Annotated in this window: 25 protein-coding genes and 1 pseudogene; 24 read left to right on the top strand and 2 right to left on the bottom strand. The window is 42.5% G+C overall.

Translation table 11 applies throughout. The features are described 5' to 3' along the window. Positions 1-67 precede the first annotated feature (67 nt). The 16 genes and pseudogenes from T325_RS00870 to T325_RS12275 all read left to right on the top strand — a co-directional run bounded on the left by T325_RS00870 (position 68) and on the right by T325_RS12275 (position 16,744). Positions 68-1,216: a DegT/DnrJ/EryC1/StrS family aminotransferase gene (locus T325_RS00870; RefSeq protein WP_036909607.1), complete on the top strand. Its 1,149-nt coding sequence runs from the start codon at positions 68-70 to the stop codon at positions 1,214-1,216. After that, positions 1,216-2,427 carry an ATP-grasp domain-containing protein gene (locus T325_RS00865; protein ID WP_036909606.1) on the top strand — a complete coding sequence of 404 codons (1,212 nt, stop codon included), beginning with the start codon at positions 1,216-1,218 and terminating at the stop codon, positions 2,425-2,427. The genes T325_RS00870 and T325_RS00865 overlap by 1 nt, the downstream gene beginning before the upstream one ends. Next, positions 2,427-3,368 (top strand): hypothetical protein, encoded by a 942-nt coding sequence (locus tag T325_RS00860; RefSeq protein ID WP_036909604.1) that lies wholly within the window; start codon positions 2,427-2,429, stop codon positions 3,366-3,368. The genes T325_RS00865 and T325_RS00860 overlap by 1 nt, the downstream gene beginning before the upstream one ends. Before the next feature lie 12 nt (positions 3,369-3,380). Beyond that, positions 3,381-4,631 (top strand): ATP-grasp domain-containing protein, encoded by a 1,251-nt coding sequence (locus T325_RS00855; RefSeq protein ID WP_036909602.1) that lies wholly within the window; start codon positions 3,381-3,383, stop codon positions 4,629-4,631. A gap of 4 nt (positions 4,632-4,635) precedes the next feature. Next, complete coding sequence (locus tag T325_RS00850; protein WP_036909601.1) at positions 4,636-5,850, top strand: NAD(P)-dependent oxidoreductase; 1,215 nt, start codon at positions 4,636-4,638, stop codon at positions 5,848-5,850. 73 nt (positions 5,851-5,923) lie between these two features. Then, entirely contained in the window at positions 5,924-6,931 is a 1,008-nt protein-coding gene (locus tag T325_RS00845) for a hypothetical protein (protein WP_156097612.1), read from the top strand. A gap of 36 nt (positions 6,932-6,967) precedes the next feature. Next, positions 6,968-8,416: a lipopolysaccharide biosynthesis protein gene (locus T325_RS00840; RefSeq protein ID WP_036909597.1), complete on the top strand. Its 1,449-nt coding sequence runs from the start codon at positions 6,968-6,970 to the stop codon at positions 8,414-8,416. Positions 8,417-8,444: 28 nt separating this feature from the next. Then, positions 8,445-9,362 carry a glycosyltransferase gene (locus T325_RS00835; RefSeq protein ID WP_197051292.1) on the top strand — a complete coding sequence of 306 codons (918 nt, stop codon included), beginning with the start codon at positions 8,445-8,447 and terminating at the stop codon, positions 9,360-9,362. Next, positions 9,362-10,429, top strand: coding sequence for an EpsG family protein (locus T325_RS00830; RefSeq protein ID WP_036909594.1), 1,068 nt, complete (start codon positions 9,362-9,364; stop codon positions 10,427-10,429). Before T325_RS00835 ends, T325_RS00830 begins: the two co-directional genes overlap by 1 nt. A 258-nt stretch (positions 10,430-10,687) precedes the next feature. Further along, entirely contained in the window at positions 10,688-11,809 is a 1,122-nt protein-coding gene (locus tag T325_RS00825) for a glycosyltransferase family 4 protein (RefSeq protein WP_036909593.1), read from the top strand. Beyond that, a complete protein-coding gene (locus T325_RS12990; RefSeq protein WP_036909592.1) occupies positions 11,806-12,399 on the top strand; it encodes a serine acetyltransferase in 594 nt (197 codons plus the stop codon). The genes T325_RS00825 and T325_RS12990 overlap by 4 nt, the downstream gene beginning before the upstream one ends. A gap of 50 nt (positions 12,400-12,449) precedes the next feature. After that, positions 12,450-13,070, top strand: a complete 621-nt coding sequence (locus tag T325_RS00815; RefSeq protein WP_036909591.1) for a sugar transferase — start codon at positions 12,450-12,452, stop codon at positions 13,068-13,070. Between the two features lie 3 nt (positions 13,071-13,073). After that, complete coding sequence (locus tag T325_RS00810) at positions 13,074-14,138, top strand: ATP-grasp domain-containing protein (RefSeq protein WP_156097611.1); 1,065 nt, start codon at positions 13,074-13,076, stop codon at positions 14,136-14,138. 63 nt (positions 14,139-14,201) lie between these two features. Then, a complete protein-coding gene (locus T325_RS00805) occupies positions 14,202-15,176 on the top strand; it encodes an acyltransferase family protein (protein WP_036910074.1) in 975 nt (324 codons plus the stop codon). Positions 15,177-15,344: 168 nt separating this feature from the next. Beyond that, positions 15,345-15,617: pseudogene (locus T325_RS00800) on the top strand (sugar transferase); the annotation flags it as partial. Positions 15,618-15,664: 47 nt separating this feature from the next. Next, positions 15,665-16,744, top strand: coding sequence for a glycosyltransferase family 4 protein (locus tag T325_RS12275; RefSeq protein WP_051949629.1), 1,080 nt, complete (start codon positions 15,665-15,667; stop codon positions 16,742-16,744). A gap of 159 nt (positions 16,745-16,903) precedes the next feature. Here the strand turns inward: T325_RS12275 and T325_RS12960 are convergent, their stop codons facing one another. Next, complete coding sequence (locus T325_RS12960; protein WP_255327758.1) at positions 16,904-17,038, bottom strand: hypothetical protein; 135 nt, start codon at positions 17,036-17,038, stop codon at positions 16,904-16,906. A 121-nt stretch (positions 17,039-17,159) separates the two neighbouring features. On the opposite strand from T325_RS12960, the gene T325_RS12785 reads away from it, so the two are divergent. The 6 genes from T325_RS12785 to T325_RS00765 are packed head-to-tail and all read left to right on the top strand — an operon-like array spanning position 17,160 to position 22,749. Further along, on the top strand, positions 17,160-17,801 hold the full coding sequence (locus tag T325_RS12785) for a glycosyltransferase family 4 protein (RefSeq protein ID WP_197051291.1): 642 nt from the start codon (positions 17,160-17,162) through the stop codon (positions 17,799-17,801). Positions 17,802-17,826: 25 nt separating this feature from the next. Then, the gene (locus T325_RS00785; RefSeq protein WP_036909588.1) at positions 17,827-18,888 is read left to right on the top strand and encodes a glycosyltransferase; all 1,062 of its coding nucleotides are present in this window, start codon (positions 17,827-17,829) and stop codon (positions 18,886-18,888) included. Further along, positions 18,885-19,979, top strand: coding sequence for a glycosyltransferase family 4 protein (locus T325_RS00780; RefSeq protein WP_036909586.1), 1,095 nt, complete (start codon positions 18,885-18,887; stop codon positions 19,977-19,979). The genes T325_RS00785 and T325_RS00780 overlap by 4 nt, the downstream gene beginning before the upstream one ends. After that, complete coding sequence (locus tag T325_RS00775) at positions 19,976-20,884, top strand: NAD-dependent epimerase/dehydratase family protein (protein ID WP_036909584.1); 909 nt, start codon at positions 19,976-19,978, stop codon at positions 20,882-20,884. The genes T325_RS00780 and T325_RS00775 overlap by 4 nt, the downstream gene beginning before the upstream one ends. Then, complete coding sequence (locus T325_RS00770; RefSeq protein WP_051949627.1) at positions 20,877-21,932, top strand: MraY family glycosyltransferase; 1,056 nt, start codon at positions 20,877-20,879, stop codon at positions 21,930-21,932. Before T325_RS00775 ends, T325_RS00770 begins: the two co-directional genes overlap by 8 nt. After that, positions 21,874-22,749 carry a hypothetical protein gene (locus tag T325_RS00765; RefSeq protein ID WP_197051290.1) on the top strand — a complete coding sequence of 292 codons (876 nt, stop codon included), beginning with the start codon at positions 21,874-21,876 and terminating at the stop codon, positions 22,747-22,749. Before T325_RS00770 ends, T325_RS00765 begins: the two co-directional genes overlap by 59 nt. 10 nt (positions 22,750-22,759) lie before the next feature. Here T325_RS00765 and T325_RS00760 read toward each other — a convergent pair whose 3' ends face one another. Next, positions 22,760-23,539, bottom strand: a complete 780-nt coding sequence (locus T325_RS00760) for a glycosyltransferase family 32 protein (RefSeq protein WP_051949626.1) — start codon at positions 23,537-23,539, stop codon at positions 22,760-22,762. 285 nt (positions 23,540-23,824) lie between these two features. On the opposite strand from T325_RS00760, the gene T325_RS00755 reads away from it, so the two are divergent. Both T325_RS00755 and T325_RS00750 read left to right on the top strand, forming a co-directional pair. Further along, on the top strand, positions 23,825-24,691 hold the full coding sequence (locus T325_RS00755; RefSeq protein ID WP_036909581.1) for a beta-1,6-N-acetylglucosaminyltransferase: 867 nt from the start codon (positions 23,825-23,827) through the stop codon (positions 24,689-24,691). Next, positions 24,688-25,533 carry a DUF4422 domain-containing protein gene (locus T325_RS00750; RefSeq protein ID WP_051949625.1) on the top strand — a complete coding sequence of 282 codons (846 nt, stop codon included), beginning with the start codon at positions 24,688-24,690 and terminating at the stop codon, positions 25,531-25,533. Before T325_RS00755 ends, T325_RS00750 begins: the two co-directional genes overlap by 4 nt. The last annotated feature ends 1 nt before the right edge of the window (position 25,534 follow it).

The raw sequence follows: 25,534 nt of genomic DNA, 5'->3' as shown, positions 1-25,534 counted from the left end.
GGGATAAAAAGAGAATATACTAACTAGAAGAAAGTACGGACTCTTTCTGATAAACCCTGCTTAGTAAATGAATAAAGATACAATTACAGTTACTTCTCCATTACTCCCAGATCTTGGTGAGTTTAATGAGTATTTGAAGAAAATCTGGGATTCTAAGTGGATAACAAACAACGGGCAATTTCATAAGCAGTTGGAGAAAGCGCTTGCTGACTATCTCCATGTGCCTTATGTGTGTCTGTTTACTAATGGTACACTTCCTTTGATGACTGCTTTGCAGGCATTGCGCATTACAGGAGAGGTGATTACCACACCATATAGCTTTGTGGCTACAACTCATTCAATATGGTGGAATCATTGTAAACCTGTTTTTGTAGATATAGACCCCAATACTGGTAATATAGACCCAGATAAGATTGAGGCAGCTATCACTCCAGCCACGACCTGTATAATGCCAGTGCATGTATATGGTAAACCTTGTGATACCAAGCGTATTCAGGAGATTGCTGATAAATACGGCTTGAAGGTCATATATGATGCAGCTCATGCCTTCGGAGTAGAGGTGCCAGCCGAAGAAGATGGATTGGAAGCCTATGACGATAAAGGCCTGGCAGGTATTATGAATGCAGGTGATATGTCAACCCTCAGTTTCCATGCCACAAAGGTCTTTAATACGATTGAAGGTGGTGCTCTGGTTGTTCATGATGAGGAGATGAAGAAACGTATTGATAATCTTAAAAACTTTGGTATTACTGGCGAAGTGACAGTGGTTGCTCCTGGTATCAATGGTAAAATGGATGAGATGCGTTCTGCCTATGGCTTATTGAATCTGAAACAGGTCGATGCTGCTATTGAAAAACGTCGTCAGGTGGCAGTTAAATACCGTGAAGCATTGCGTAATATTTCAGGCATCCGTTTCTTCGATGATATGCCTGATGTCCGTCACAACTACAGTTATTTCCCAATCTTTATTAATGCATCGGAATACGGCATGACTCGTGACGAGCTTTACTTTAAGATGAAAGAACAGAATGTATTTGGACGTCGCTACTTTTATCCTCTGATAAGCAGCTTCTCAACCTATTGTGGCTTACCTAGTGCTACACCAGAAAATCTGCCTGTAGCTACGAGGATGGCGAATGAAGTAATCTGCTTACCGATGCACCATTCTCTTTTCGAAGAGGATATACAGCGGGTAATAAATTGTATTATCGGATAATGGCAAAAAAGAAATTGATGCTCCTTGGTGGCATCCGTTATCTACTCCCTGCCATTGATATTGCTCACAAGCATGATATCTATGTTATCACGGTGGATTACCTGCCGGATAACATTGCACATAAGTTTTCTGATGAATATCACAATGTAAGTATCCTTGACAAGGAGGCTGTTCTTACCCTTGCCAAGGAACTAAAGATCGATGGTATTCTTTCATACGCTGTTGACCCAGGGGTGGTTACAGCGGCCTATGTAGCAGAGCAGATGAATTTGCCTTTCACTTGTTCTTATGAGTCTGCCTGTATCCTTCAAGATAAATCACGTTTCCGTCAATTCCTTTCAGATCATGGTTTCAACGTCCCTAATGCCAAAGGATATAATAATATCGATGATGCATTTAAGGATGTTGATTATTTCCATTGGCCTGTCATTGTGAAGCCCGTGGATAGTGCAGGAAGCAAGGGCGTATCCAAAGTTGAGCACCCTAATGATTTGCAAAAGGCAATAGTACATGCTCTTACTGAATCCCACAATGGACATTTTATTGTTGAAGATTTCTTGGAGTTAGATGGTTATCAGTCAAGTGCCGATTGTTTCAGTATAGATGGTAAGTTGGTCTATGCAGATTATTCTGACCAGTTGTTTGATAAAGATGCGGCAAATCCATATACACCAGCTTTAGAGATCTGGCCATCGACAATGCCTCTGGCACATCAGTATTATCTAACCAGCGAACTGCAACGCCTTATTACACTTCTTGACTGTGGTACAGGACTATACAATGTAGAAAGCCGTTTATGTAAGAATGGTAAACCATACATCATGGAAGTATCGCCTCGTGCAGGTGGCAATCGTATTGCAGAGCTTCAGCGAATGGGAACGGGAATAGACCTGATAGAGGCAGAGGTGTTTAAAGCTATTGGCGAGCCTTTGCCAAACAACATCTCTATGCCTCATTATGATGGTTGCTATGTCAATGATATTGTTCACTCAAGCAAAGCTGGTGCTTTTCAGGGTCTAACCTACGAGGAGACGTTTAAGAAGAACCATGTTGTCAGCGAGGCTGTCTACCCGGCTATCGGTTCACATGTTGAAGCTTTCCATGGTGCCAATAATGCCATAGGTTCTATATTTCTGAAGTTTGCTAATCGTCAGGATTGCGAAAATAATCTAAGCAACCTTTCACAATTCGTCAAAGTAAACCTGAGTTGATGAAACCCATTGGAGGATATTTCAGTTTGGAACTTCCCATGAAGGAAGAACTCCATAAAAATGCCATTAGGCTAAATACTGGGCGTAATTGTTTGGAGTATATCCTTAGAGCGCGTCAATATCGCAAGGTATATATTCCTTATTATACTTGCGAAGTCATATTGGAACCATTCAAGAAACTTGGTATCCAATATGAGTTTTATCATGTAGATGTTCATTTGGAGATTAAAGATAGTCCTCTTCTCAAGGAAGATGAGGCACTTCTTTATGTGAACTACTATGGACTGAAACAGCGCTATGTTGAGAAACTGGCTGAAAAAGTGGGGAAATGTTTGATTGTTGATAATACGCAAGCATTCTATGCTAAACCTATTCCAGGTATAGATACTTTTTATACCTGCCGTAAATTCTTCGGAGTACCAGATGGAGCATACCTCTATACAGATAAATTCTTAGATGAGAATTTTGCGATAGATCAGTCGTTTGAACGAATGGCGTCACTTACTAAACGAATTGATATTGGTGCTGAGGCTGGATATGAAGATTTCCAGAGACTGAGCAAGTCGCTTGTCGGACAGCCAATCAGACAGATGTCCACTCTTACGCAACGACTGATGCAGAGTATAGATTATAAGAAAGTTGCAGAACAGCGTAGGGCAAATTATCTGCAACTGCAAGCAGTCCTTGATAAAAGCAATATACTATGCCTTCCTTTAGAAAGCGATGCTGTGCCAATGGTATATCCTTATATGGTACCAGTTAGTGGATTGCGTGAAAAACTTATTGAAAATAAAATATTTGTGGCTCGCTACTGGCCTAATGTGTTGGAGTGGACTACAAAGGAAGATATGGAGTTTCTCCTTGCATGTCAGGTGCAGCCGCTGCCGATAGATCAGCGATATAACGAGGAGGATATGAATGCCATATGTTCTCTAATTTAATAAAAAATAATTATGAAAAAATTATTGATTTTGGGGGCGACACATGGTGAAGTTAATGTGGTTAAGTTTGCCCAAAGTAAAGGGTATTATGTGATAGTAACTGATAACCATGAAAATTGGATAGTGAGTCCGGCAAAGGCTGTGGCTGACGAAGCATGGAATATAAGTTGGAGTGATATTGATGCTCTTACACAAAAATGTCTAAAAGAGCGTGTTGATGGAGTTTTGTCTGGCTTTAGTGAATTTAGAGTAGAAAACATGATTAAGCTCTGTAATGAACTTAATCTTCCATGCTACATTAACATGGAACAATTAGAAATAACCAGAGATAAAGATAAATTCAAAAAATTATGTAGAAAGTACAGTGTTCCTGTTGTTAATGAATATAGTCCGGAATCTAAAGACTTAGTATATCCTGTTATAATTAAGCCAACAGACAGGGCTGGTAGTATAGGAATAAATGTTGCTTATAATCAGGAAGAATATCTAAAATACTTAGATCTAGCATATTCATTATCACCTTCAAAGAATGTTATAGTTGAAGATTATATAGATGATGGCATTAAATTTGATTGTTCTTATGTAATATATGATAATCAAGCTTATTTAGTAGAAACGTGCGATACAATAATGCTGTCAAAAGAAAAAGGCAATGAAACATTGCAGAAAGCTTGGACTTTCCCGTCAAAGCATGAACTTGAGTATATTGAAAAAGTTGATGGCAATGTAAGGAATATGCTTAATAATATGGGGATGAGATATGGAGTCGCAAACATATCTTTCTTTTATCGAAATGGTGGGTTCTATGTTTTTGAAACAGGCTTCCGACTAGGTGGAGGCCATTCGTATGATTATCAAAGGGCAACAGGCGGAATTGACTATTTGGAGTTGCTTGTTGATTATGCACTTAATGAACCGCTAAAAACAATTCATCCAATTCCTGCAGAAAGAGACGTCGCAGTAACATACAACATATATGTAAAGTGTAAGAATGATGATATAATCAGGAAGGTGTGTGGTGTGGATGCCATTACTAAGATAGAAGGTGTCGTGACTTATGTTCAATATATATATGAAGGTAAAGAGATTGATTCACAGAGACCCTTTAAGGCGTCAATGATTACAATTTGCGCAAAGACAATTGATGAACTTTTCCAGAAGGTTGCGATTATAAATGATAATTTTAAAGTTGAAACAAACTCGAATTGTTATGCTATCTTTGGAGAACTTGAAGAAAAGGAATTGAGAAAATCGTTCAGATAAAGAGATGAAAATAGGACTTATTAAAGAAACAAAAACGCCAGTAGACAACAGAGTCGCTTTGACACCAGAACAAGTGGCAAGGATGAATAGTATGTATCCTGAATCTGAGATTGTTGTGCAGAGTAGTGATATACGTGCATATTCTGACGATGAATACCGAAAAGCTGGTGTAAAGGTTGTAGAGGATATAAATGACTGTGATGTTTTGTTTGGAATAAAAGAGGCTAAGATTAGTTCGTTGATTTCTGGAAAGCATTATTTCTTTTTTGGTCATATAGCCAAAATGCAAGAATATAATCGTCCACTACTTCAGGCATTCCTCCATAATAATATTACGTTTTCCGACTATGAGTATTTGGTCGACGATAATAATGTTCGTCTCTGTGCATTCGGCTGGTGGGCAGGCGTAGTCGGTGTTTATTACACCCTTCGTGGCTATGGCCTGAAATATAAATTATTTGAGCTTCCTAAGCCCGATATCCATTTCACGTTAAACGATTTGTTGAGTAATCTCAAAGGGATTGATTTGCCTGTAGTAAAGCTGTTGGTAACGGGTAAAGGAAGAGTCTCACAAGGGGCGCAGTATGTGCTAAAACAAATTGGTGCAAATCTGATAGAAGAAAGTGAATATCTGAGTGATAATCCTGTGAATGTTTTATCTTATTATGTTGCCAATGTTGAAAAGCTTGTTAGTAGAAAGGATGGTGGCGATTTCGACAGAAAAGAATTTGAGGAGCATCCTCAATACTATAAGAGCGATTTTATGTGTTGGGCAAAATATACAGACATATTAGTAAGTGCCCACTACTGGGCGCCTGAAGCCCCTGTCTATCTGAGCAAAGAAGACTTAAGGAATTGCGATAACCATATACGTATGATAGGTGATGTGACCTGTGATATTATGGGAAGTATAAAGTCAACGATTCGCCCCGCTACTCATGCAGATCCATATTACGATTATAATCCGCTAACAGAAAAGGAAGATCCTTTATTTACGAAGGAAGATGATATTACAGTGATGGCTGTTGATACATGTCCAAATGCATTGCCTCGAGATGCTAGTAATTATTTTGGCGAGATGCTAATCCCGAATGTTTTTGAGCCTCTATTAAAAGGAGAAAAAATAGAATCGGGTGTAATACACAAAGCTACAATTGTTGAAAAGGGTATGCTAACGGAAAGATTTGGATATTTGTCAGAGTTCTCAAGGGGAGGATAAATAAACTGTATAAAGTGTTCTTTTTACTCTTGAAACCTTTTCATCACTCATATATACTTATATAGACTTGATTGTGAAGATTGATTTTCATTTTCTGACAATTCTCGATTTGAAAAATTATTCATTTGACGAGAAGGTCGATCCCGATCATGTTCTACAAACAGGAGTGGAACTGTATGAAAAAGCAATCTTGCGTAATCCATATAGTAAGAATGATGAAAATATAATTGCTTGTGTTGCAATGACCGATGGGATTATTATTGGTCGGTATATGCTTTTCCGCTCTTTATTGAAATGTGGTGAAGGAACAACATCAGTCCAAACTGGTGGAAGCTTTTTTGTAAGTGAAAAATATAGAGGTATTGGCGTCGGATATACGTTATGGCACCATATTAAACATAATGAAATTCATTTAGGAGCTCTTTTTTCAAGAGCCGGCTATAATATTTTTAAAGAAACAGAGGTAATGCTTGAAATACCTCAGTATGTCAAGTACCGTTATCATGGAATCAAAAAGATTCTAGACCTGCCTATTCATCTTAGAAAATCGATATTGAAACGCCGTTATGTGGTAAAAAGACACGCCATTGTGCCAGAATGGGCAGGAGCGATGGCGTCCTCTGATAATCATAAATATATGGAAGTACACGATACAGCATGGTTACAGTGGGCATTGGATAATAATGCCACTGGTGTTGAATCTGATTATCAGTCATTTTATGCCATATATGATAGAAATGATAAGCCTGCAGGTTTTTTCATGACGAAAGTGAGAACGATTACAAAAGAGGGTGATTCTTTTGTAAAGGCAAACCTTATAGAGTGGGCGTCTACTGATTTAAGTAGGCTGGATGAGGCTGATATTAATATCTTGTCATTAGATACATATCCCCAAGAAGTTAGTCGTTTTTGGACAATATCAGAAAATGGTAAGACTGCAAAGAAACTAAAATGCCATTCTTATAAACGACGTGGTTGGTTTGCTATGAGTATCACAAAAGATGAACGTTTTGAGGATATTGGTGATGTGAGTCAATGGCGTATCAGATATGGTTGTTGTAATACGGCATTAGTGGAATAATTCTTGATCTCTGAAAGGTTGATGTAGATTATTATTATGGCAGATTCGTTAAGAAATAAGACTGTAAAGGGTGTTGGCTGGAGTGCCGTTGAGAAATTTTCAGGCCAAGGTATACAGTTTATAGTCACGCTTATTATTGCCAATATTCTCACTCCAAAGGATTTTGGACTTGTGGGTATGATGGCTGTATTCATTTCTGTGGCACAAGCTTTGATAGATGGCGGCTTCTCTCAGGCCCTTATTCGAAAACAAGATCGTTCGGAGGTAGATTGCTGTACGGTGTTTTACTTCAATATTATTATTAGTTTGATCTTGTATGGAGTTCTTTTCCTAATAGCACCATGGGTAGCCGATTTCTACAATGAACCACAACTATTAAATCTGATGCAAGTCCTTTGCTTTATTGTGGTCATTAACTCATTTGGAGCTATCCAACGAACACTCTATACTGCGACGCTCAATTTTAAGATACAAGCCAAAGCTTCTCTTTTTGCGGCAATCTTGTCAGGTGTAGTAGGCATTATTTTGGCCTATCGGCATTTTGGTGTATGGGCATTGGTCTGTCAACAGCTATTAAATGCGTTGTTCAGCGTCGCGTTGTTTTGGTGGTATTCTACATGGCGCCCTCATTTGATCTTTTCTTGGTCGTCATTCCGTAAACTATTTGCTTTTGGATCTAATCTGATGATTAGTACTCTAATAAACACAATATATGGGAATATATACCAGATGGTTATTGGTAAGATTTTTAGTGCCACAAGTCTTGGACATTTCTCTCAGGCTAAGCATATTACGAATCTTCCTTCTGCCAATATCACTGGTATATTGAATCGTGTCATATATCCTGTGTTAAGTAGTATTCAGGATGATGATAAACGTCTTGCGAAAGACTATAGACAATTACTCCGTACATCAGCTTTTATTGTATTCCCTATGATGTGTGTGCTAGCTGCTGTTTCATATCCATTTATCAACCTTGTCTTGGGTGAGAAATGGCTTTTTACTGCTACATTAATGATTCCGTTATGTTTCAGTCTGATGTGGTATCCTATACATGCCATTAATCTTGATTTGTTAAAGGTAAAGGGACGTTCAGATTTGTTTCTTAAACTCGAGATTATTAAGAAAATAATTGGGATAGCTGTTCTTGTAATATCTATTCCTTTTGGACTGCAATTTATGTGTTGGATGCATATTGTATCTTCTCTGATAAACCTTGTTATCAATACCTATTTTACTGGTAGGTTGATTAATGTAGGTTTCTTTATACAGATGAAAGACCTTGCTCCATCTTTGCTTTCGGCTATATTTATTTTTGTGGTTTCTTTTAATTTGGATTATCTCATTCATAATGATATTGCACTGATTGTTATAGGTGTTATCTTAGGTGCTGTATTATATATGGGAATTGCGTATGTGTTCAAATTTAAAGAACTACAGTATATAAAGACTATTTATAGGATAAATAACTATAATGAAAGATAATTCTCAATATCAAGTGTGGGTCAGATGTATGACCTACAATCATTCAAAATTCATTCGTGACGCACTGGATGGGTTTTGTACACAGCAGACAAATTTTCCTTTTGTATGTGCTATCGTAGATGATGCAAGCACGGATGGTGAACAGGAAATCATAAAGCAGTATCTTCAAGAGAATTTTGACTTGTCTGACAAAGAGAGGGTTAGAAATGAAGAGACTGATGATTATACATTTGTTTTTGCACAGCATAAAACAAATAAACAATGTTTCTTTGCTGTTTATTATTTGAAATATAACCATCATAGTATAAATAAACCAAAATTGCCTTATCTGAAAGAATGGGAAAATATTAGATATGAAGCTTTGTGTGAAGGCGATGATTATTGGACGTGCTCTGAGAAATTGCAGCTTCAAATAGATTTTTTAAATGCGCATCCTGATCATTCATTATGTTTTCATGCAAATTTAATGATATATAACGATGGTAAATCTAAAGAATCCTATCCATATAATGATAATAAGGAAGATTGCCCGATAAAAGATATAATCCTTGGAGGCGGCGGCTTTATGGCAACAAATTCAATGGTATATGTGAGAAATATGGGGTATGATTATCGTATATGGTCAAAGAGTAGTCATGTGGGAGATCGCCCACTTATGCTAACATTGGCTGCCCGTGGAAAAGTTGCTTATATCAATATGGTAATGAGTTGTTATAGAGTAGCTGTTCAAGGCTCTTGGACTCAGCGCATTTTGATGGATAAGAAGAAAAACAAAGAGCATTATAAACAGACTTTATTATCTTGGAAGGAATATGATGAGTGGACAGAATATAAGTATCATAACTATATACAACAAAGAATACGGAAGAATGTTTTTCATTTTTGGGTGAAAAAGATTCCAGTTCTTAATAGAATTATACTAATCCTTAAAAGGATAAGGAAGTAATGATGTCAGTTGTTATTTTATCATACTTGCCAATATTATTCTTATTGGTATATCTTTTTAAGATTCCTCCTAAGGGACAATTGGCACGAACATCAACGGTGTTAACCTTTTTGTTCGTGGTAGTCATGATTTTGGCTATTGGACTTTCTCCGGAAGATGTTAGTTATGACAAACCACGTTATACGGATATGTATTATTCTACTTTAAAGTATGGATTGTCATATGAATATAGAGATCCAGGCTGGATTATGTATAACATTTTGTGTACTAGCTTCTTTGGAAAGAACGTTGTTTGTTTTTTCTTGTTAACTGCAGCGATATATGTGGGAAACCATTATTTAGTTGGTAAGTCTTTATTTCCAAAGGAATATGTTGGCTACTTTATTGTTATGACTGCTGGCTGCCTTGGCTTTTCTAACTATGGCATCAATGTAATAAGAGCAGGTGTCGCTTTGCCTTTATTAATGGTGGCCTTTAGTCTTAATATTAAAGTGATATTTAAAATATTACTTGTAATTATTTCTTTGTCTTTCCAGATATCAATGGCGATACCTGTCGCAGCCTATCTAGGTGGTAGATTTGTCAAAAAAACATGGATGGTGGTATCGTTTTGGGCTGTATGTTTATTACTTTCTGCTGTGAATTTTGACTTAACGTCGTTGTTCGAAACTATTGGCTTCGTTGATGCACGTGTAGAACAATATGCAAATAGTGTTGATGAAACAGGTGGTGGTTATGAAAAAGGGTTTAGAGTCGATTTTCTTTTGTATTCTGTAGTACCATTACTGGTTTCCTTCTATTATATTCTTGTCAAGAAAATCAAAGATGCAAACTATATGATATTCGTAAGGGCGTATCTCTTGGCTAATGCAGTTTGGCTGTTGGCTATTCGTATGGCTTATTCGGATCGTTTGGCTTATCTTAGTTGGTACTTAATACCATTATTGACGTTGTATCCTGTTATAAACTATCAAGGGAAGTTCGGACATCCCCGTCGATTATTGCTTTTAATAATGTATTCGTTTGTTGGCGTGTGCTTGATATTGTCTTTAAGGAGCAAGACATGATGCCGAAATACAAAGATACAGACATTTTATTTGAATAAATAATAGTTCATCCTTAAAAAAAATAGACTTTTCCTGATTGATAATAATCTTCCATTATGAATTATAAGAATATTATTTGTAGCCGACAATTACGTTTTAAAGTATTTATCCCGATGACTTTGACTTTGTACTTGGCAGATACTTCACAGAATATTGACCTTTATAATTATAGGTGACCATTGAAAAACAAAAATAATTGTGTAGAGTTATAAGCTATATATGACAATACTTGTGTTGACAAATAACTTTAGAGGCCTTCACAGTTTCCGAAAGGAAGTGATGCAGGCTTTAAAGGATGAAGGATATCGGGTGGTGGTTTCTGCTCCCTATGACGAAAATGTGCATTTCTTTGAGGAGATGGGGCTTGAAGTGATAGATACCAGCTTTAATCGTAAAGGAATGAATCCACTGAGTGATATCGGTCTGATGATGCGGTATATTCGGCTGATAAAGCAAGTAAGGCCTGACGTGGTTCTGACCTATACAATCAAACCCAACCTTTATGGGGGAATGGCTTGCCAAATATGTGGAGTTCCGCAAATAGCAAATATTACTGGACTTGGTCCTGCAGTGGAGAATCCTGGATGGCTACAGAAAGTTACCATTCTGCTATATAGGGTGGGATTGAGAAAGACAAATACCGTCTTTCTTCAAAACAAGATGAATATGGACTTCTGTGTTAATCACCGAATGGTACGTGGTAAGAAAGTCCTGATACCTGGTTCTGGCGTAAATCTTCAGTATCATATTTGTCGGGAATATCCGGCAGAAAAGCCTATCAGGTTTATATTTATCAGCAGACTGCTGAAAGAAAAAGGAATAGAGGAATATATAGGTGCTGCAGAACGGATTAAAGAACTATATCCTCAAACAGAATTTCATATATTGGGAGATAGTGGAGAGGCATATCAACAAATAATTGAGAATCTTCAAGAACGAGGCATCGTGAAATATCATGGTCGTCAGGCTGATGTCAGACCTTTTATTGGCATGTGCCACTGTACGATTCATCCTTCATATTATGCAGAAGGAATGTCTAATGTACTGCTTGAAAGTTGTGCGACGGGAAGACCTGTTATTACGACAAACAGGCCTGGGTGTGGTGAGATTGTTGATGATGGTAGGACAGGTTTCCTAGTGAAAGCCAAAGATGTAGATAATCTGGTGTCTGTTATTGAACGATTTCTTCAATTACCTCATGATCAGAAAGCTTTGATGGGATTAAATGCGAGAAAGAAGGTTGAACGTGAATTTGATCGCCAAATTGTGGTTAATGCATATCTGACGGAGATAGAAAACATCCAGGGAAAGAATGGCAGAGAATGCCTCCTCGCATTATGAACAGACGTAAAGTAAGAGAGTGTATAGAACTCTTCACAACCCTGTGTTTCAGTTGGCTGTATATACCACATCTCCTTTGTTATTCACTTATGGACAGGAGAAAACTGAATGCAGACCTCGACCGTCTGGCAGAAAAGACCTCTATCAGGATGTCGAGAGTGGTGTTGTTGCTGAATAAGCTACACCACGATGCATACTTCCGCACCATTTTCTATCACCGTATAGGATTAACGATGAAGTTGCTGATAGGCTGGTACAGAAAAGGATCACCAACATTCATTATCCCCTCCAGTTTAAAAATAGGAGGAGGGTTATATGCTCCGCACTGTTATGCCACCGTACTTAACGCTGCTTCAATTGGAGAAAACTTCACAGTGCTCCAATGTACAACGCTCGGAAGAAAAAATAGCAAGAGACCTGTTATTGGAAATAATGTGTCTATAGGCGCAAACGTAAATGTTCTTGGTGGTGTAACTATCGGGGATTATACAACCGTTGGTGCTGGAAGTGTTGTTACAAAAGACACCCCCCCCCATTCGGTCGTCGCAGGTGTGCCTGCGAAGGTTATAAAAATGAAGGAGAACCATTAAGCTCATTTCGGGTTTATATGGGATGTTATTGAGTTGTTGAATTGAACAATATGTATAAATGTTTTTTTAAACGATTCTTCGATTTCTGGATTGCATTGATTGCATTGATCTGTATCAGTCCAATCCTTCTGGTCGTAACAATATGGCTCCACTTTGCAAATAAAGGTGCGGGGGCTTTCTTCTTCCAAGAGAGGCCAGGTCTACATGGAAAGATTTTTAAGATAATAAAATATAAGACGATGACCGACGAGCGAGATGCAGAAGGGAACCTCCTCCCTGATGCACAGCGACTGACAAAGGTCGGAAAGTTTGTGCGATCAACATCGATAGATGAGCTGCCGCAACTTATTAATGTTTTGAAGGGTGATATGGCTTTTATTGGTCCTCGACCTTTGTTGGTTAGATATCTTCCTTATTATACGGAACGTGAGCAATTACGTCATAGCGTGCGTCCTGGTATAAGTGGTTGGGCGCAAGTAAATGGGCGTAATAATATTACATGGGATAAGAAGTTAGAATGTGATGCCTATTATGCTGAGAATATTTCACTTTGGTTTGACATTAAAATTTTCTTCTTAACCTTATACAAGGTTGTCAAGCGCGAGGGAGCCATTGCAGACAAAAAAGAGAATTACCTCGATATTGAAAGAAAAAACGCTATAAATCAATAAAATATGAAAGTAATAATTACAGGAGCGTGTGCTGTTTCTGCACGTAATGTTTTACGCTCTTTAAAGATGAGCGAGAAATTTAAAGATGCGACCTTTGTTGGTTGGGATATGTGCTCAATCATGTATGGCGTTTATTCAGGTGATTTCGACAGGCTTTATAGAGTCCCTGCTGTTATAGATCCTCAATATAGAGAAATTGTTGAAGAGATATTGGCAAAAGAGAAGCCCGATGCTGTGATGGTAATACCAGAAGTTGAGGTGCTATATTGGGCGAAGAATCCTTTTGATATACCCCATCTGGTACCGCCCGCAGAATTCTGTGAGCTGGCAATAAGCAAAAGGAAACTGTTTAATCTGTTAGATGGAACAGGGTTGGTTCCTTACAGCAAGGATTTGAGCAGAGAAGAAGCCTTCGATGATAATTACAAACTACCATTAGAGTATCCAATGTGGGTGAGAGATGCATCGGCAGGAACGGCATCAGGTAAAGGCTCGTTCTTGGCTCATAATATAGAAGAACTCCGTGCATGGGTGATGATAAACACGGGAATAGATAATTTCCAGATTTCGGAATATTGCCCTGGTGGAAACTACGGTGTGCTATGCTTGTTTGAGAATGGCAAGTTGCTAAAGGTGGCTATTGCTGAACGCCTTGAATACATCATGGCAAAAGTTGCCGTGTCGGGTATTACAGGAAATACCAGTCAAGGACGTTTTTTGAATGATGAAAGTATTAAAAAGAATGCACTTGATGCCATTGAAAAGGTATGTAAGGCCACGAATACAATAATGAATGGCGTTGTGGTGGTAGATATGAAAGCCGACAAAAACAATGTGGCTAAAGTGACTGAAATCAATATACGCTATGTGGCATATAACTGTTGCTTGGCTTCTGCTGGTTTTAATTTGGCTGAGTATCATCTGTTGACTGCTTTAGGAAGAAGTCCGGAGTTATCGTCAGAACAAGAAATGATATTCCCTGATAACAATAGATTCTTAAGAGACGTCGATGGGTTGCCAATATATATAACCGATTATAAAATGATTGCCATTGGTCAGTGCATTTAAGAAATGTATAAGAACTTATTGGTTTTAGCTGAAAATAATAGCTAATAGATACTTATGTCAATAATGGATAATAGTCAAGTAATAACATCAAAGGTTCGAAACACGGGGATAGATTGGCTTAAAGTGTTAGCTGTATTCCTTGTTATGAACTCTCATATGCAGATTTGTTATCCGAAGTGTGGATTCTTTGCTTCTGGAGGAGCTATGGGTGATGCGTTATTCTTTTTTGCCTCTGGCTTCACTCTATTCTTGGGTAAGTCTATGCGTTTTGATAATTGGTATAAGCGGAGAATTATCAGGATATATCCAAGTATTATCGCAACAGCCATTATAACATGGGCAATATGGAAGAATGTAGATTCAATTGGTGATATCCTTTTAGGCAAAAGATATTGGTTTATAGGTTGTATTCTCATCTATTACATATTACTCTACCCAATTAAGGTAATCAAGGATGGTCGATTGGCGCCGTATTTCTTAGGTCTGGGGGGGGGCATTTGTGTACTAATCTATTTTGCTTTCTTCAACAACGGTGTTGCTTTCTATAGTGGCGGACTTTTTAGATGTTTTGCTTATTTCCTGATTATGCTGCAAGGAGCTATTATGGGTAAGTACGCTGGCAATTATAGGTTCAGGTGGTGGCATTTCGTTCTGCTACTGGCATCCATTATAGCGTTTTATCTGTTATTTTATGTAGGGCAGCACAATGCTTTGATACTCCTTTCTTTTATTGCGCTGTTTGGCGTGACGCGATATTGCTATATTTGTTGTTGCGCCCCGATGCTACACAAACTCTATAATAACAAATGGCTTGGGCAAATAGTTTATATTGTAAGCCAGTTATGTTTGGATGTTTATCTAATCCAAAAATATATTTTCACTGATTCATTGAACTGGTTATTCCCATTGAATGTACCAATAATAATGTTAATGGTGATATTTGCTGCCTATTTGGTAAAGATGTTGGCAGAGTTAATATCCCAAACATTTAAAACAGAACCTTATGAATGGGGAAAGCTGTTGTTAAGAAAAGAATAAATGAATTAACGATTTTTGGTGTATGATGAATAATGTTTTTTTAACTGTAAACGATATCAAGATCCTGAAGACGCTGGAGAAAGGCTATTATTACATTGAGTGTACTCCTAAGAAAAAAGAAGATTCGTCGTGTGGTTGAAATGGCTTTTCGATAGGATTTGGGGCTTTCCGGGATATGCTGACCAGTTGCAGGGGGATGCCCGTCGTATATTGGAACTCCGCCCTGGCGTCACTGGTCCTGCCAGTCTGAAGTACCGGGATGAGGAGGATCTGTTAGCCAAGGTGGATAATCCGCAGGAGTATAATGACACCGTGATCTTCCCGGATAAGGTGAGGATCAACCTGTATTATCTGAATCATTACTCTTTTGCAAAGGATTTCCAGATGATTCTCTGCACCATCTTTGGTAAGAAGATGGAGTATGGAGGGGAACTGATATAATCATGCACGTCGTATTAGACCTTTTGCATATTCGCACTCCTATTTATATGGGAATTGCTAATATGGCCTATAACCTGGCAAAGGGGTTCCATGATTATTCAAAGTGTCAGGTCTCTGTCCTGGTGTGGGCGGAGATGTCTGGGTTTATCGCTGGCGCGATAGACAGGGAGATGCATCAGATTGTATTGCCTGACAGACTTAAGGATGTTCCAAGGTATAGAAGGGGACTGTGCCCTTCTCGTGTGAAGGAGCTGCTGGCAGAAAATAAGGTGGATGTCATCCTGACCACGTATTTTAACCTCTCCTCATACGTATATCCTAAAGCATATCATCAGATTTGTGTTGTACATGATATGCAGCCCTTCAAGAATGAATTGGACGAGAGCCACTATTACAGGGCTCTGAAATGGCTCTTGCAGTCTGTAGCTTATTATCGCCTTGTCCCGCATATCGTGACGATATCGCAATATGTGAGAGGGGATGTCAGACGATATAGCGGGAAAGAGCCTGTCGTGATATATAACAGCATCGGTGAGAGGACTGCCGGGGAGCAAAGAATAAAGGAGATAGAGAACATCCCGTATATCCTCGATGTAAATACTTTCTGGAAGTACAAGAATACAGAGAGGCTCATCCTTGCTTTCTGTGCCATTAAAGACCGGATACCGCATCGTCTGTACTTGAAAGGCGTTAATGACAACGAGGACCGATATAAGGATCTGTCTGTGTTCATCGACAGGTTAGGGGTGAAGGATAGGGTCATCCTTGATATCTCAAACCGCTCTGAGGAGGAGATGAATTATCTGTATAGTCACGCCAGCCTGTTTGTCTCGCCTTCGCTGAGGGAGGGCTTCGGCCTGACACCTATAGAGGCCTCTCTTCACAAGGTGCCTGTGGTGGTGTCGAATATTGAAACGCTCCTTGAGGTGACGGACGGTATGGTGGATAGCTTTGACCCCAAGTCGGTGGAGTCGATTGCGGAGGTGATGCTGAATGCTTTGCAACATCCTCCCTCGTCAGCGGAGCTGGAAGGAATAGCGGCCCACTATAAGGAGAAGTATTCCAGCAAGTGCCAGACAGATGCTTATATGCGATTGATAGAATCTGTGGCGAATATGAAAACTTAATATGAAGCGCTCTGCTTTCTTCTTCAATCATCCGAAACAGATTATATCGGGTGGCCATAAATATAATGAGGCGCTGCTGAACTGTCTGGAAGCGCATCATGACGTGGATACAGTCGCTATGCCGCGATGTGCGGAGATGTATCCCTCATGGAGGAAAGCTTATGCGCCGTTGGCAGAACTGAAATGGATGAGGATGGTGAAGCGCCATGACCTTGTGTTCATGGACGATTCTTGTTTCAGATACCATCTCCTGCTACTGCTGGTCCTGAGAATACTCAGAAGGGGAACCCCCATTGTGATTATTCACCATTTTCCTTATTTGAATGACAGGGGGCTGACAAGGATTGTTAATTTCGTCTGGCAATATCTCTACTACGCTTTATGCAGGTTCCTGATTGTCCCAAGCCCGTACACGTTGGATGTAGCCAGGAAACTTTACCCCGGGAAACGGATCTTCTATATCCCTATCCCGTTCGAGAATAGGTTCGAGTCCTCAGACGATGATGTGGAAGGGCGTTTGCTGTTCGTCGGAACTGTTGAAAGAAGAAAGGGGCTCCATTACCTGATCAGGGCGTTGGCGGATGTTAAGAGATGGGTGCCGTCTGTGCATCTGGATATCGTCGGCAAGATAGTGGATAAATCGTATTATCGTAAGTTGGTTGACTATATCACTCGCCATCAGCTGCAGACGGCCGTCAGTTTCAGAGGCCGTATCTCTGATGAGGCGTTGGATGAGATATACCGGAAAGCAGAGGTGTTTGTTTTTCCTTCTCTGCTTGAGGGTTACGGGATGGTGATGATCGAAGCCATGAGCCATGGCCTGCCTGTCGTGGCCTTTGACAACTCGGCTATGCCATACACCATACAGCATGGCGTTAACGGCTTGTTGGCTGAGAACAGGGATGCAGAAGCTCTGGCTGGTTGCATCAGGGAGATTGTGGGGAACCGGGAACTGCGTCAGAAGCTGCAACAAGGCATGAGAACAACAGTCGGCTCATTGAAGACGCAATCGGATTTTGAGAAGGCAGTCTCGAAAATGATACGGTTTTTAGGATGAACACAGAATTGGTGGGGTTTAACCTATGGTAAGGGTTTTACATGTAATTAGTTTGCTTGAAGTCGGTGGTGCCCAGCGACTCGTCTCTGACATGCTGCCAGTGATGGCGGCGCAAGGTGCAGAGGTGAGTGTCCTGGTGAATCGCCGTATGAATAATTTCCTTGAGAGGAAACTGGAAGACGCTGGCGTCCGGATACTGAGTCTGGATATTGAGAACTATCATCACCCGATGTTCCTCTGGCGCTTTGTCCGTATGCTGAGGGGCTATGATGTGGTTCATGTTCACTTATTCCCATATCTTTATTATGGCGCGTTTGCCAGCTTGTTCCTGAAATGCAGGTTCGTATATACGGAGCATAACACCAATAACAGGCGGCGCGCTCATCCCTGCCTGAGATGGATTGAACGGATGGCTTACCGTCAATACGACAGGGTGGTGTCAATAAGCGATAAGGTACAGGAGAGTCTGATGCGATGGCTTGGCGCTAATCGGAATGACAGCCGTTTCGTTGTCGTCAGTAATGGAGTGGACCTGCATGACTTCGATGTCGTAAAGAGGGAGAGCGGATATCCTGTCACGTTGCTGATGGTGTCGCGTTTCACTGCTGCGAAGGACCAGACCACCGTTATCCGGGCCATGGGCTTGCTCGATGAGCGCTATCATGTCGTCTTCGTCGGCGATGGCCCGACGCGGCAGGGCTGTGAAGCGCTGGCAGCATCTCTGGCGGTCGGTGACAGATGTCATTTCGTGGGAGAACAGAGTGATATCCCTTCATGGATTGCGAAAGCGGATATCGGTATCCAGTCGTCTGTGTGGGAGGGCTTCGGACTCTCTGCCGTGGAACTGATGGCGGGCGGCCTGCCTGTCATCGCGTCGGATATAGAGGGCCTGCGACAGGTCGTCGAGGATGCCGGCGTGGTTGTTCCTCAAGGTGATGCACAGGCGCTTGCCGATGAGGTGATGCGTCTGATGGGGGATAAGGGCTGTTATCAGGAGACTGCAGAGCGTTGCAGGCGCAGGGCACAAAATTATAGCATAGAGAATACGGCATTGGCTTACCTGGAGGTATATGAGAGAATGATATGAAAACGATTCTGGTATTATCGAATCATCCGACATGGACCTATAAGCTGAGGGCCGAGGTGCTTCAGCAACTGGTACGCTCTGGCTATAGGGTCATTGTGGCCGTCGGCAATGGCAGTGAGATTGATAAGCTGAAGGCCATTGGATGTGAGCATGTGGATATTCCCTATAACCGGCGCAGCGTCAACCCTCTCAAAGAGTGGAAGCTCTATCGGGCATATCGGAAACTGATAAAGGCGGTCAGGCCTGATGCGGTACTGACATATACCATCAAGCCTAATCTCTATGGGGCTTTTCTTTGCAAGAGGATGGACATTCCCTGTCTGGTCAATATCACGGGACTTGGGAGTGCCTTGGAGAAAAAGGGCTTCCTGCGCTGCTTCTTCCTGCGATTGTATCGGTATGTCTTCAGGGATGTCTATAGGGTGTTCCTGCAGAACGCTTCAAACAGGGAGCTGTTCACGAGTCTGGGCATTGTTCACGGCAATGACGTGCTGCTCCCTGGCTCTGGCGTGAATGTCGAACAGTATCGGCCATTGCCATATCCTTCGGGCGAGACGGTAGAGTTCGTTTTCGTGTCGAGGATATTGAGGGCAAAGGGGATTGAGGAGTATATTGGTGCCGCCCGCTTCCTTAAGGAGAAGTATCCCTTTACGAGGTTCCATATATGCGGGTTCTGTGATGAGGACTATATGGCGCTGATCGATGAGATGGTGAAGAAAGGGGTGGTCGACTATCATGGTATGGTTGAAGATGTCCGTGCCGTCTATCAGGTGACGCATTGTACGGTCTTGCCGAGCTGGTATGCCGAGGGCATGAACAACGTGTTGCTGGAGAGTGCTGCCTCCGCCCGCCCTGTCATCACGACGGGCAGGCCTGGCTGTGGGGAGATCGTGGACGATGGCGTGAACGGATTTATCGTGAATCCACAGGATACAGACGACCTGATTGAGAAAATGGAACGCTTCATCTTGTTGCCTGCCGATCAGAAGAAGGAAATGGGAATGAATGGCAGAAGGAAGGTGGAGACTGCCTTTGACCGCCGTATCGTGGTGGAGAGGTATCTGGAGGCCGTCAATAGTTTGTTCGAATGAAAAGTCTGCTGCTGACAGGAGGTTCGGGGTTCGTCGGGAGAAACATCCTCCCATTGCTGTCTCAGCATTATGATGTCACGACGCTGGGCAGAGGTGACCGTCATGCGATGACATGCAACCTGGCCTGTGACATTCCTGCTTTCGACAGGCGCTTCGATGTGGTGGTTCATGCCGCTGGCAAGGCGCATGCCGTTCCTGTGAATGAGACTGAGGCCCAGGCGTTCTATGATGTCAATGTCAATGGTACTGTCAACCTCTGTAAAGGGCTTGAGAAAACGGGTGTCCCACAGCGCTTCATCTTTATCAGCTCTTGTGCGGTCTATGGCTGCACGCGGGGGGAGCATATCGATGAGACATGGCCTCTGAACGGAACTTCTCCTTATGCTCTGAGTAAGATCAGGGCCGAGGCTTATCTTCAGGAATGGTGCTCGCGCCATCAGGTGGTCTTGTCTGTCCTCCGCCCTTCATTGATAGCGGGTCCCTGTCCTCCGGGGAATCTGCATAGTATGATCGAAGGACTCAAGAAGGGACTGTATCTGAGGATTGCTGGTGGCTGGGCCAGGAAGAGTGTGTTGATGGTTCAGGATATAGCCAGACTGATTCTGTTGCTGGATAAGACGGATGGGGCTGGCGTCTATAATATCTGTGATGATGAGCATCCGTCTTTCCGTGAGCTGGAAGGGCTGATCTGTGAGCAGCTGGGCAAGGGCGCTCCTCTTAATATCCCTTATTGGCTGGCTAAGTGCCTGGCACTGGTCGGCGACTGCATGGGGAAGCATGCGCCTGTCAACTCTCGGAAACTTGAGAAAATAACCTGCTCCTTGACTTTTTGTAATGATAGGGCTAAGGGTGTCCTCGGATGGACTCCCTTAAGTGTAATGGAGAATTTTAGAATCTATGAATAACTTGGTTGCCTGTCTGGCATTGTTTGCCGTATTGTTTGCTGTCGAATACCTTTATATCGTAGTGGCTGAGAAGAGAAAGGTGTTCGACATCCCTCACCACCAGAGCTCGCATACGGGCGTTGTCGTCAGGGGCGGGGGCATCATCTTCTATGTGGCTTTCCTGCTATGGACGCTGTTCCACGGCTCTTTGCTTTCGGGGGGCTTCATCGGCTTGACGGTACTGGCTGCGGTCAGTTCCCTCGATGATGTGAATAGCGTCAATCCGAAAATAAGGCTGGTCTGTCAGTTTATGGCCATCCTGCTGATGTTCTACCACTCTGGTCTCATCAGCACTTCGCCGCATGTCATCCTGCTTCTGTCCGTTGCCTGTGTGGGCTTGATGAACATCTATAACTTCATGGATGGCATCAATGGCATGACGGGAGGCTATTCGCTCGTGGTGGCGCTGGCGCTGCTCTATGTCAACGAGCATCAGGTGGCTTTTGCTGACTCGAACCTGCTGGGGTATGTCATCCTGGCATTACTGGTGTTTAACTTCTTCAACTTCAGGTCACGCGCCAAGTGCTTTGCAGGTGATGTGGGGTCGATGTCGATAGGGTTCATACTCGTGTATATGGTCTTGCGCCTGGCTCTGAGGGGTGAGTCGATGAGTTGGATGGCTATGCTGGTGGTGTATGCCGTCGATGGCGGTCTGACCATCCTCCACCGTGTCCTGCTGCATGAGAATCTGATGAAGCCGCACAAGAAGCATGCCTATCAGATCATGGCTAACGAACTGAAGATGCCGCACTTGGCCGTTTCCGGTATCTATATGGCGCTGCAGACTGTCTGCTGTGCCTGGTACATCGCTTTCCCTGGCTACCTGACCTTCTGTCTGCAGGTCGGTCTGCTGGTTGCGGCATATCTGCTGTTTATGAAGAGGTATTATCATCTGCATGTGAAGAAAGGCTGCCATCTCTCTGATGGAAGTCGTCCTGAAACTGGTGATCATGAGAGAAACTATGTTATATCGCTCTGTCGTCGTTGGCCTTTTGGCAAGAGACTGTAAGGAGGCCATCCTCCGGAATAAGCCGAGAATAGAGAGACTGTGCTCTTTCTTCGACGATTATCACATCGTGGTGGTCGAGAACGACAGCGTGGACGGCACGAAGGAGCTTCTGCATGACTGGGCTCAGGAGAATGGCAGGGTGGTGGTCGATTCTTTTACCGACGAATCGAAACGCCTGGCTGACTGCAGCGTCGAACGGATCAGCCACATGGCGGATCTCAGGAACCGCCTGCTGGGGGATATCAGAAGACTGCCTGTCGCCGACATCGTCATCATGATGGATGTCGATATCTTTGATTTCGACGTGGAAGGGGTCATCGACGGCATCTCTCAGGCGCCTGATGACTGGGGCGCCATCATGGCGAACGCACGGTTGACGCTGCCCAATCATAAGCTGTATAGGTATCAGTACGACCAGTATGCTTTCCTGGCTTATGATGAAGACTGGCATGACGCCATGTACTTCCAGCAGAAGCGGGGACGGCTGTTGGATAAGAGGGTCCGGAAGCATGCCTATTATCCTGTTAAGTCGGCATTCGGGGGCATCGGCGTCTATCGGTATGATGCAATCAAAGACTTGCATTATCAGGCCGTCAGACTGAAAGAACACCCGCAGGACGCGTTCTGTGAACATATCCCGTTCCATCTGGAGATTATCAGACAGGGTTATCAGAACTATGTCTGCAGACGGATGACTGTCAACAGTGGCCTGTTGGAAGTGAAACCTTGGGTGGTCTTCCTGATGTGTTATCTTCCGCAGGTCTATGAGATGCTATGCAAGGTGTCGGCTTTTATGTATAAGATGAACTGGAGATAGCGGAAGGCTGTCATATCTTCATCAGTACATAGGAGCATTTGAATAACAGCAGATCCAGGGCATGCCTGATCTTTCTCCTGATACGATTCTGGACCTTTCTCTCTGAGGATGTGACCTTCCAGTCTCTCCAGCTGCCTAAGGCCAGATGCTCACAGTAGGCAACGGATTGGTAACTGTATCCGCAGAAGTACTTTGAGGGGTATATCACTAAATCGTCCTTGCAATTCTGCGTGGTCTGATTCTTGGGGTTCCAGTCGTAGCCGTATTCACGTGCGATGACCGCTTGTATATAGGGAAGGATGACGTAGTTGTATCTGAGTCTTTCCGGAAGGGACTCGTTCTGTGATTGTATGAAATGCCTGTCCTCGAAATAGGAGAGACAGTCCTTGATGAATGCTGTATGCGGTACGGCACCCATGCAATGGGATGTCAGGTAGTGGGCCCATCTGAATTCTAAGAGTGAACGGTTTAAGGCACTTTCCTTACCGATAAAGGCCTTATGGTGAAGCAGGTCGTCGAAGGACTTGTATACCATGACGTCTGTATCTAAGTAGATACCGCCTTCATGATATAAGGCGTAAAGCCTGACGTAATCGGCTGCATAGGCCCATTTCCTGACGGCTAATGCTTCTTTCAGGAAAACACAGTCAAGGTCCCTGATGGCATTCATGTCCCACAAACGGAGCTCGTAATCGGGCATGTACCGCTTCCATGAGGCGATGCATTCCTTGACAATCGGCGGCATCTCTTCGCCGCTGAACCAGGTGTAATGTATAATCTTAGGTATCATAGATGTGCGTAATGCTGCATTCGTTTACGTTTGCAAAGATAGTAAATAATCTCTAATCAACTCACTTGATTAGAGATTTTTTTATATCCGTTTGGCTGATTACCGGATTTTTATTAACTTTGGCTTCGCCGAACTTACTTCGTCTCGGCAAAAAAAGAATAAATTCTTTTGTTTTGCTCTCAACTTTTCGTAACATTGGCTTCGCCGAAGTTACTTCGTCTCGGCAAAAAAAATAATAAATTCTTTTGTTTTGCTCTCAACTTTTCGTAACTTTGCATCCGTTTTATGAAATTTGCGTATCTGATCTTAGCCCATGGAAGTTTTCATCTGCTGAAGGAGCTGCTGACGGCTCTGGATTCACCAGATAATGATATCTATGTCCATATGGACTTGAAAGTATCTCAGTTTGATGAGGCGGCTTTCCTGGAGGGCATGAGGTTTTCGAAGGTCTGTTTCGTGAAAAACCGGGTCGATGTGAAGTGGGGCCATGTCACGATTGTCGAGGCAACGCTGAATCTGATGGCTGAAGCGGTGAAGGGCGACTATGATTATCTTCATCTGCTGTCGGGCGTCGATTTCCCCGTCAAAGGCAATTCGTATATACAGCGCTTCTTTGAAGAAAACCGGGGAAAGGAGTTCGTGGGCTTCTCAAAAGTGCTGACGCGTTGTTATCTGGAACAGAGAACTGTCTGGCGCCAGTTGGAAGGAAGGGCTGACGGGCGGCCGAAGTTCCTTGAAAAGCTGAACAAACGGTTGATTGCTGTTCAGAGGAGGTTGCATCTGCGTTGTATATCGCCAATGGACAGTCTGAAGATGGGCTCTGCCTGGTTTAGCATCACGAAACCGTTGGCCGAGGAACTGGTAAACCGCAAGCAGTGGATCGTGAAGCGATATAAACACGTGTTCTTCCCCGACGAGATGTTCTTACAGACCTTCCTGTATGAGAATAAGTATATGGACAGGGTCTATAACCCGGACGATGAGTTCGCAAGCTGCTGCAGACAGATCGACTGGCACAGGGGAGACCCTTATGTCTGGCAGGACGGAGACTTCGACGAGCTTGTCAACAGCCCGTATCTGTGGGCAAGGAAGTTCTCTGAGGGTAATATGGATCTGATTGGGAGAATAAAGAGTTATATAGCAGATAAATGAGTAAGATAAAGATATTAGTGGCTTGCCATAAACCAGGAAAGGTATATCAGGATGATATCTACACCCCGATCCATGTGGGGCGCGCCGTTTCCGGGTATAAGGAGGAGATGGCTGGCATGATAGGTGACGATACTGGGGATAACATCAGTGAGAAGAATCCTAAATATTGTGAGCTGACGGCACAATACTGGGCATGGAAGAATCTGCATGATGTGGACTATATCGGTTTCTGCCATTACCGGAGGTATTTTAATTTTGAGAACACGGAGAGTCAGTTGACCGATATGCTGAAGCATAAAGATGTCATCGCACTGAAGATGGTATTCCCCTTTCCGATGTATTGGGAGATCATGCGGTATATCTCTATGGAGCATCTGGTTATCATGATGATGGTGGTGAAAAAGAAATACCCGGATTATGAACATACCATGATCGACTATCTCCGGGGGAATGTTCTTTATTCCAAGAACATGTTTATCTGTAAGAAGGAACTGTTCGACCAATATGCTGAATGGCTTTTTGATATCCTGTCTGAGTGTGAGAAACACATGAAGTCCGTGCCCTATACTAGGTTGGAACGCTCGCTGGCTTATATGGGGGAGTATCTGATGCCTGTTTATATGATGTATCATCACAAGAAAATGGCTTTTGTCGATTATTGTGGGAACCATGAATTTGTCAGGCACTCGTGGAGATGGCGTGCTTATATCATACGGAGGCATTGCTGGTGCCATGTGATTCATCGGGCCTATCTGATGATATTCAGGAGGAACAGGTCTCTTGAGAGTTATTACCAGGAGGCTGTCCTAGTCGGCTTCAAACAGGATCAAATAGAAATATAGT

Source organism: Prevotella sp. FD3004 (assembly GCF_000746155.1).
GTDB lineage: Bacteria > Bacteroidota > Bacteroidia > Bacteroidales > Bacteroidaceae > Prevotella.
The sequence above is the reverse complement of the archived record's forward strand: the minus strand, read 5'-3'. Positions and strand labels throughout refer to the sequence as shown.

What these genes read in the sequence shown, in the direction of transcription:
- T325_RS00855 (WP_036909602.1), top strand. Translation starts at nt 3,381, where the DNA reads ATGAAAAAATTATTGATTTTGGGGGCGACACATGGTGAAGTTAATGTG.
- T325_RS00805 (WP_036910074.1), top strand. Translation starts at nt 14,202, where the DNA reads ATGGATAATAGTCAAGTAATAACATCAAAGGTTCGAAACACGGGGATA.
- T325_RS00865 (WP_036909606.1), top strand. Translation starts at nt 1,216, where the DNA reads ATGGCAAAAAAGAAATTGATGCTCCTTGGTGGCATCCGTTATCTACTC.
- T325_RS00830 (WP_036909594.1), top strand. Translation starts at nt 9,362, where the DNA reads ATGATGTCAGTTGTTATTTTATCATACTTGCCAATATTATTCTTATTG.
- T325_RS00755 (WP_036909581.1), top strand. Translation starts at nt 23,825, where the DNA reads ATGAAATTTGCGTATCTGATCTTAGCCCATGGAAGTTTTCATCTGCTG.
- T325_RS00825 (WP_036909593.1), top strand. Translation starts at nt 10,688, where the DNA reads ATGACAATACTTGTGTTGACAAATAACTTTAGAGGCCTTCACAGTTTC.
- T325_RS00860 (WP_036909604.1), top strand. Translation starts at nt 2,427, where the DNA reads ATGAAACCCATTGGAGGATATTTCAGTTTGGAACTTCCCATGAAGGAA.
- T325_RS00870 (WP_036909607.1), top strand. Translation starts at nt 68, where the DNA reads ATGAATAAAGATACAATTACAGTTACTTCTCCATTACTCCCAGATCTT.
- T325_RS00760 (WP_051949626.1), bottom strand. Translation starts at nt 23,539, where the DNA reads ATGATACCTAAGATTATACATTACACCTGGTTCAGCGGCGAAGAGATG.
- T325_RS00815 (WP_036909591.1), top strand. Translation starts at nt 12,450, where the DNA reads ATGTATAAATGTTTTTTTAAACGATTCTTCGATTTCTGGATTGCATTG.
- T325_RS12275 (WP_051949629.1), top strand. Translation starts at nt 15,665, where the DNA reads ATGGGAATTGCTAATATGGCCTATAACCTGGCAAAGGGGTTCCATGAT.
- T325_RS00775 (WP_036909584.1), top strand. Translation starts at nt 19,976, where the DNA reads ATGAAAAGTCTGCTGCTGACAGGAGGTTCGGGGTTCGTCGGGAGAAAC.
- T325_RS00850 (WP_036909601.1), top strand. Translation starts at nt 4,636, where the DNA reads ATGAAAATAGGACTTATTAAAGAAACAAAAACGCCAGTAGACAACAGA.
- T325_RS00840 (WP_036909597.1), top strand. Translation starts at nt 6,968, where the DNA reads ATGGCAGATTCGTTAAGAAATAAGACTGTAAAGGGTGTTGGCTGGAGT.
- T325_RS00780 (WP_036909586.1), top strand. Translation starts at nt 18,885, where the DNA reads ATGAAAACGATTCTGGTATTATCGAATCATCCGACATGGACCTATAAG.
- T325_RS12990 (WP_036909592.1), top strand. Translation starts at nt 11,806, where the DNA reads ATGAACAGACGTAAAGTAAGAGAGTGTATAGAACTCTTCACAACCCTG.
- T325_RS00785 (WP_036909588.1), top strand. Translation starts at nt 17,827, where the DNA reads ATGGTAAGGGTTTTACATGTAATTAGTTTGCTTGAAGTCGGTGGTGCC.
- T325_RS00770 (WP_051949627.1), top strand. Translation starts at nt 20,877, where the DNA reads ATGAATAACTTGGTTGCCTGTCTGGCATTGTTTGCCGTATTGTTTGCT.
- T325_RS00750 (WP_051949625.1), top strand. Translation starts at nt 24,688, where the DNA reads ATGAGTAAGATAAAGATATTAGTGGCTTGCCATAAACCAGGAAAGGTA.
- T325_RS12960 (WP_255327758.1), bottom strand. Translation starts at nt 17,038, where the DNA reads ATGGGGGTTCCCCTTCTGAGTATTCTCAGGACCAGCAGTAGCAGGAGA.
- T325_RS00835 (WP_197051292.1), top strand. Translation starts at nt 8,445, where the DNA reads ATGACCTACAATCATTCAAAATTCATTCGTGACGCACTGGATGGGTTT.
- T325_RS00765 (WP_197051290.1), top strand. Translation starts at nt 21,874, where the DNA reads ATGAGAGAAACTATGTTATATCGCTCTGTCGTCGTTGGCCTTTTGGCA.
- T325_RS00810 (WP_156097611.1), top strand. Translation starts at nt 13,074, where the DNA reads ATGAAAGTAATAATTACAGGAGCGTGTGCTGTTTCTGCACGTAATGTT.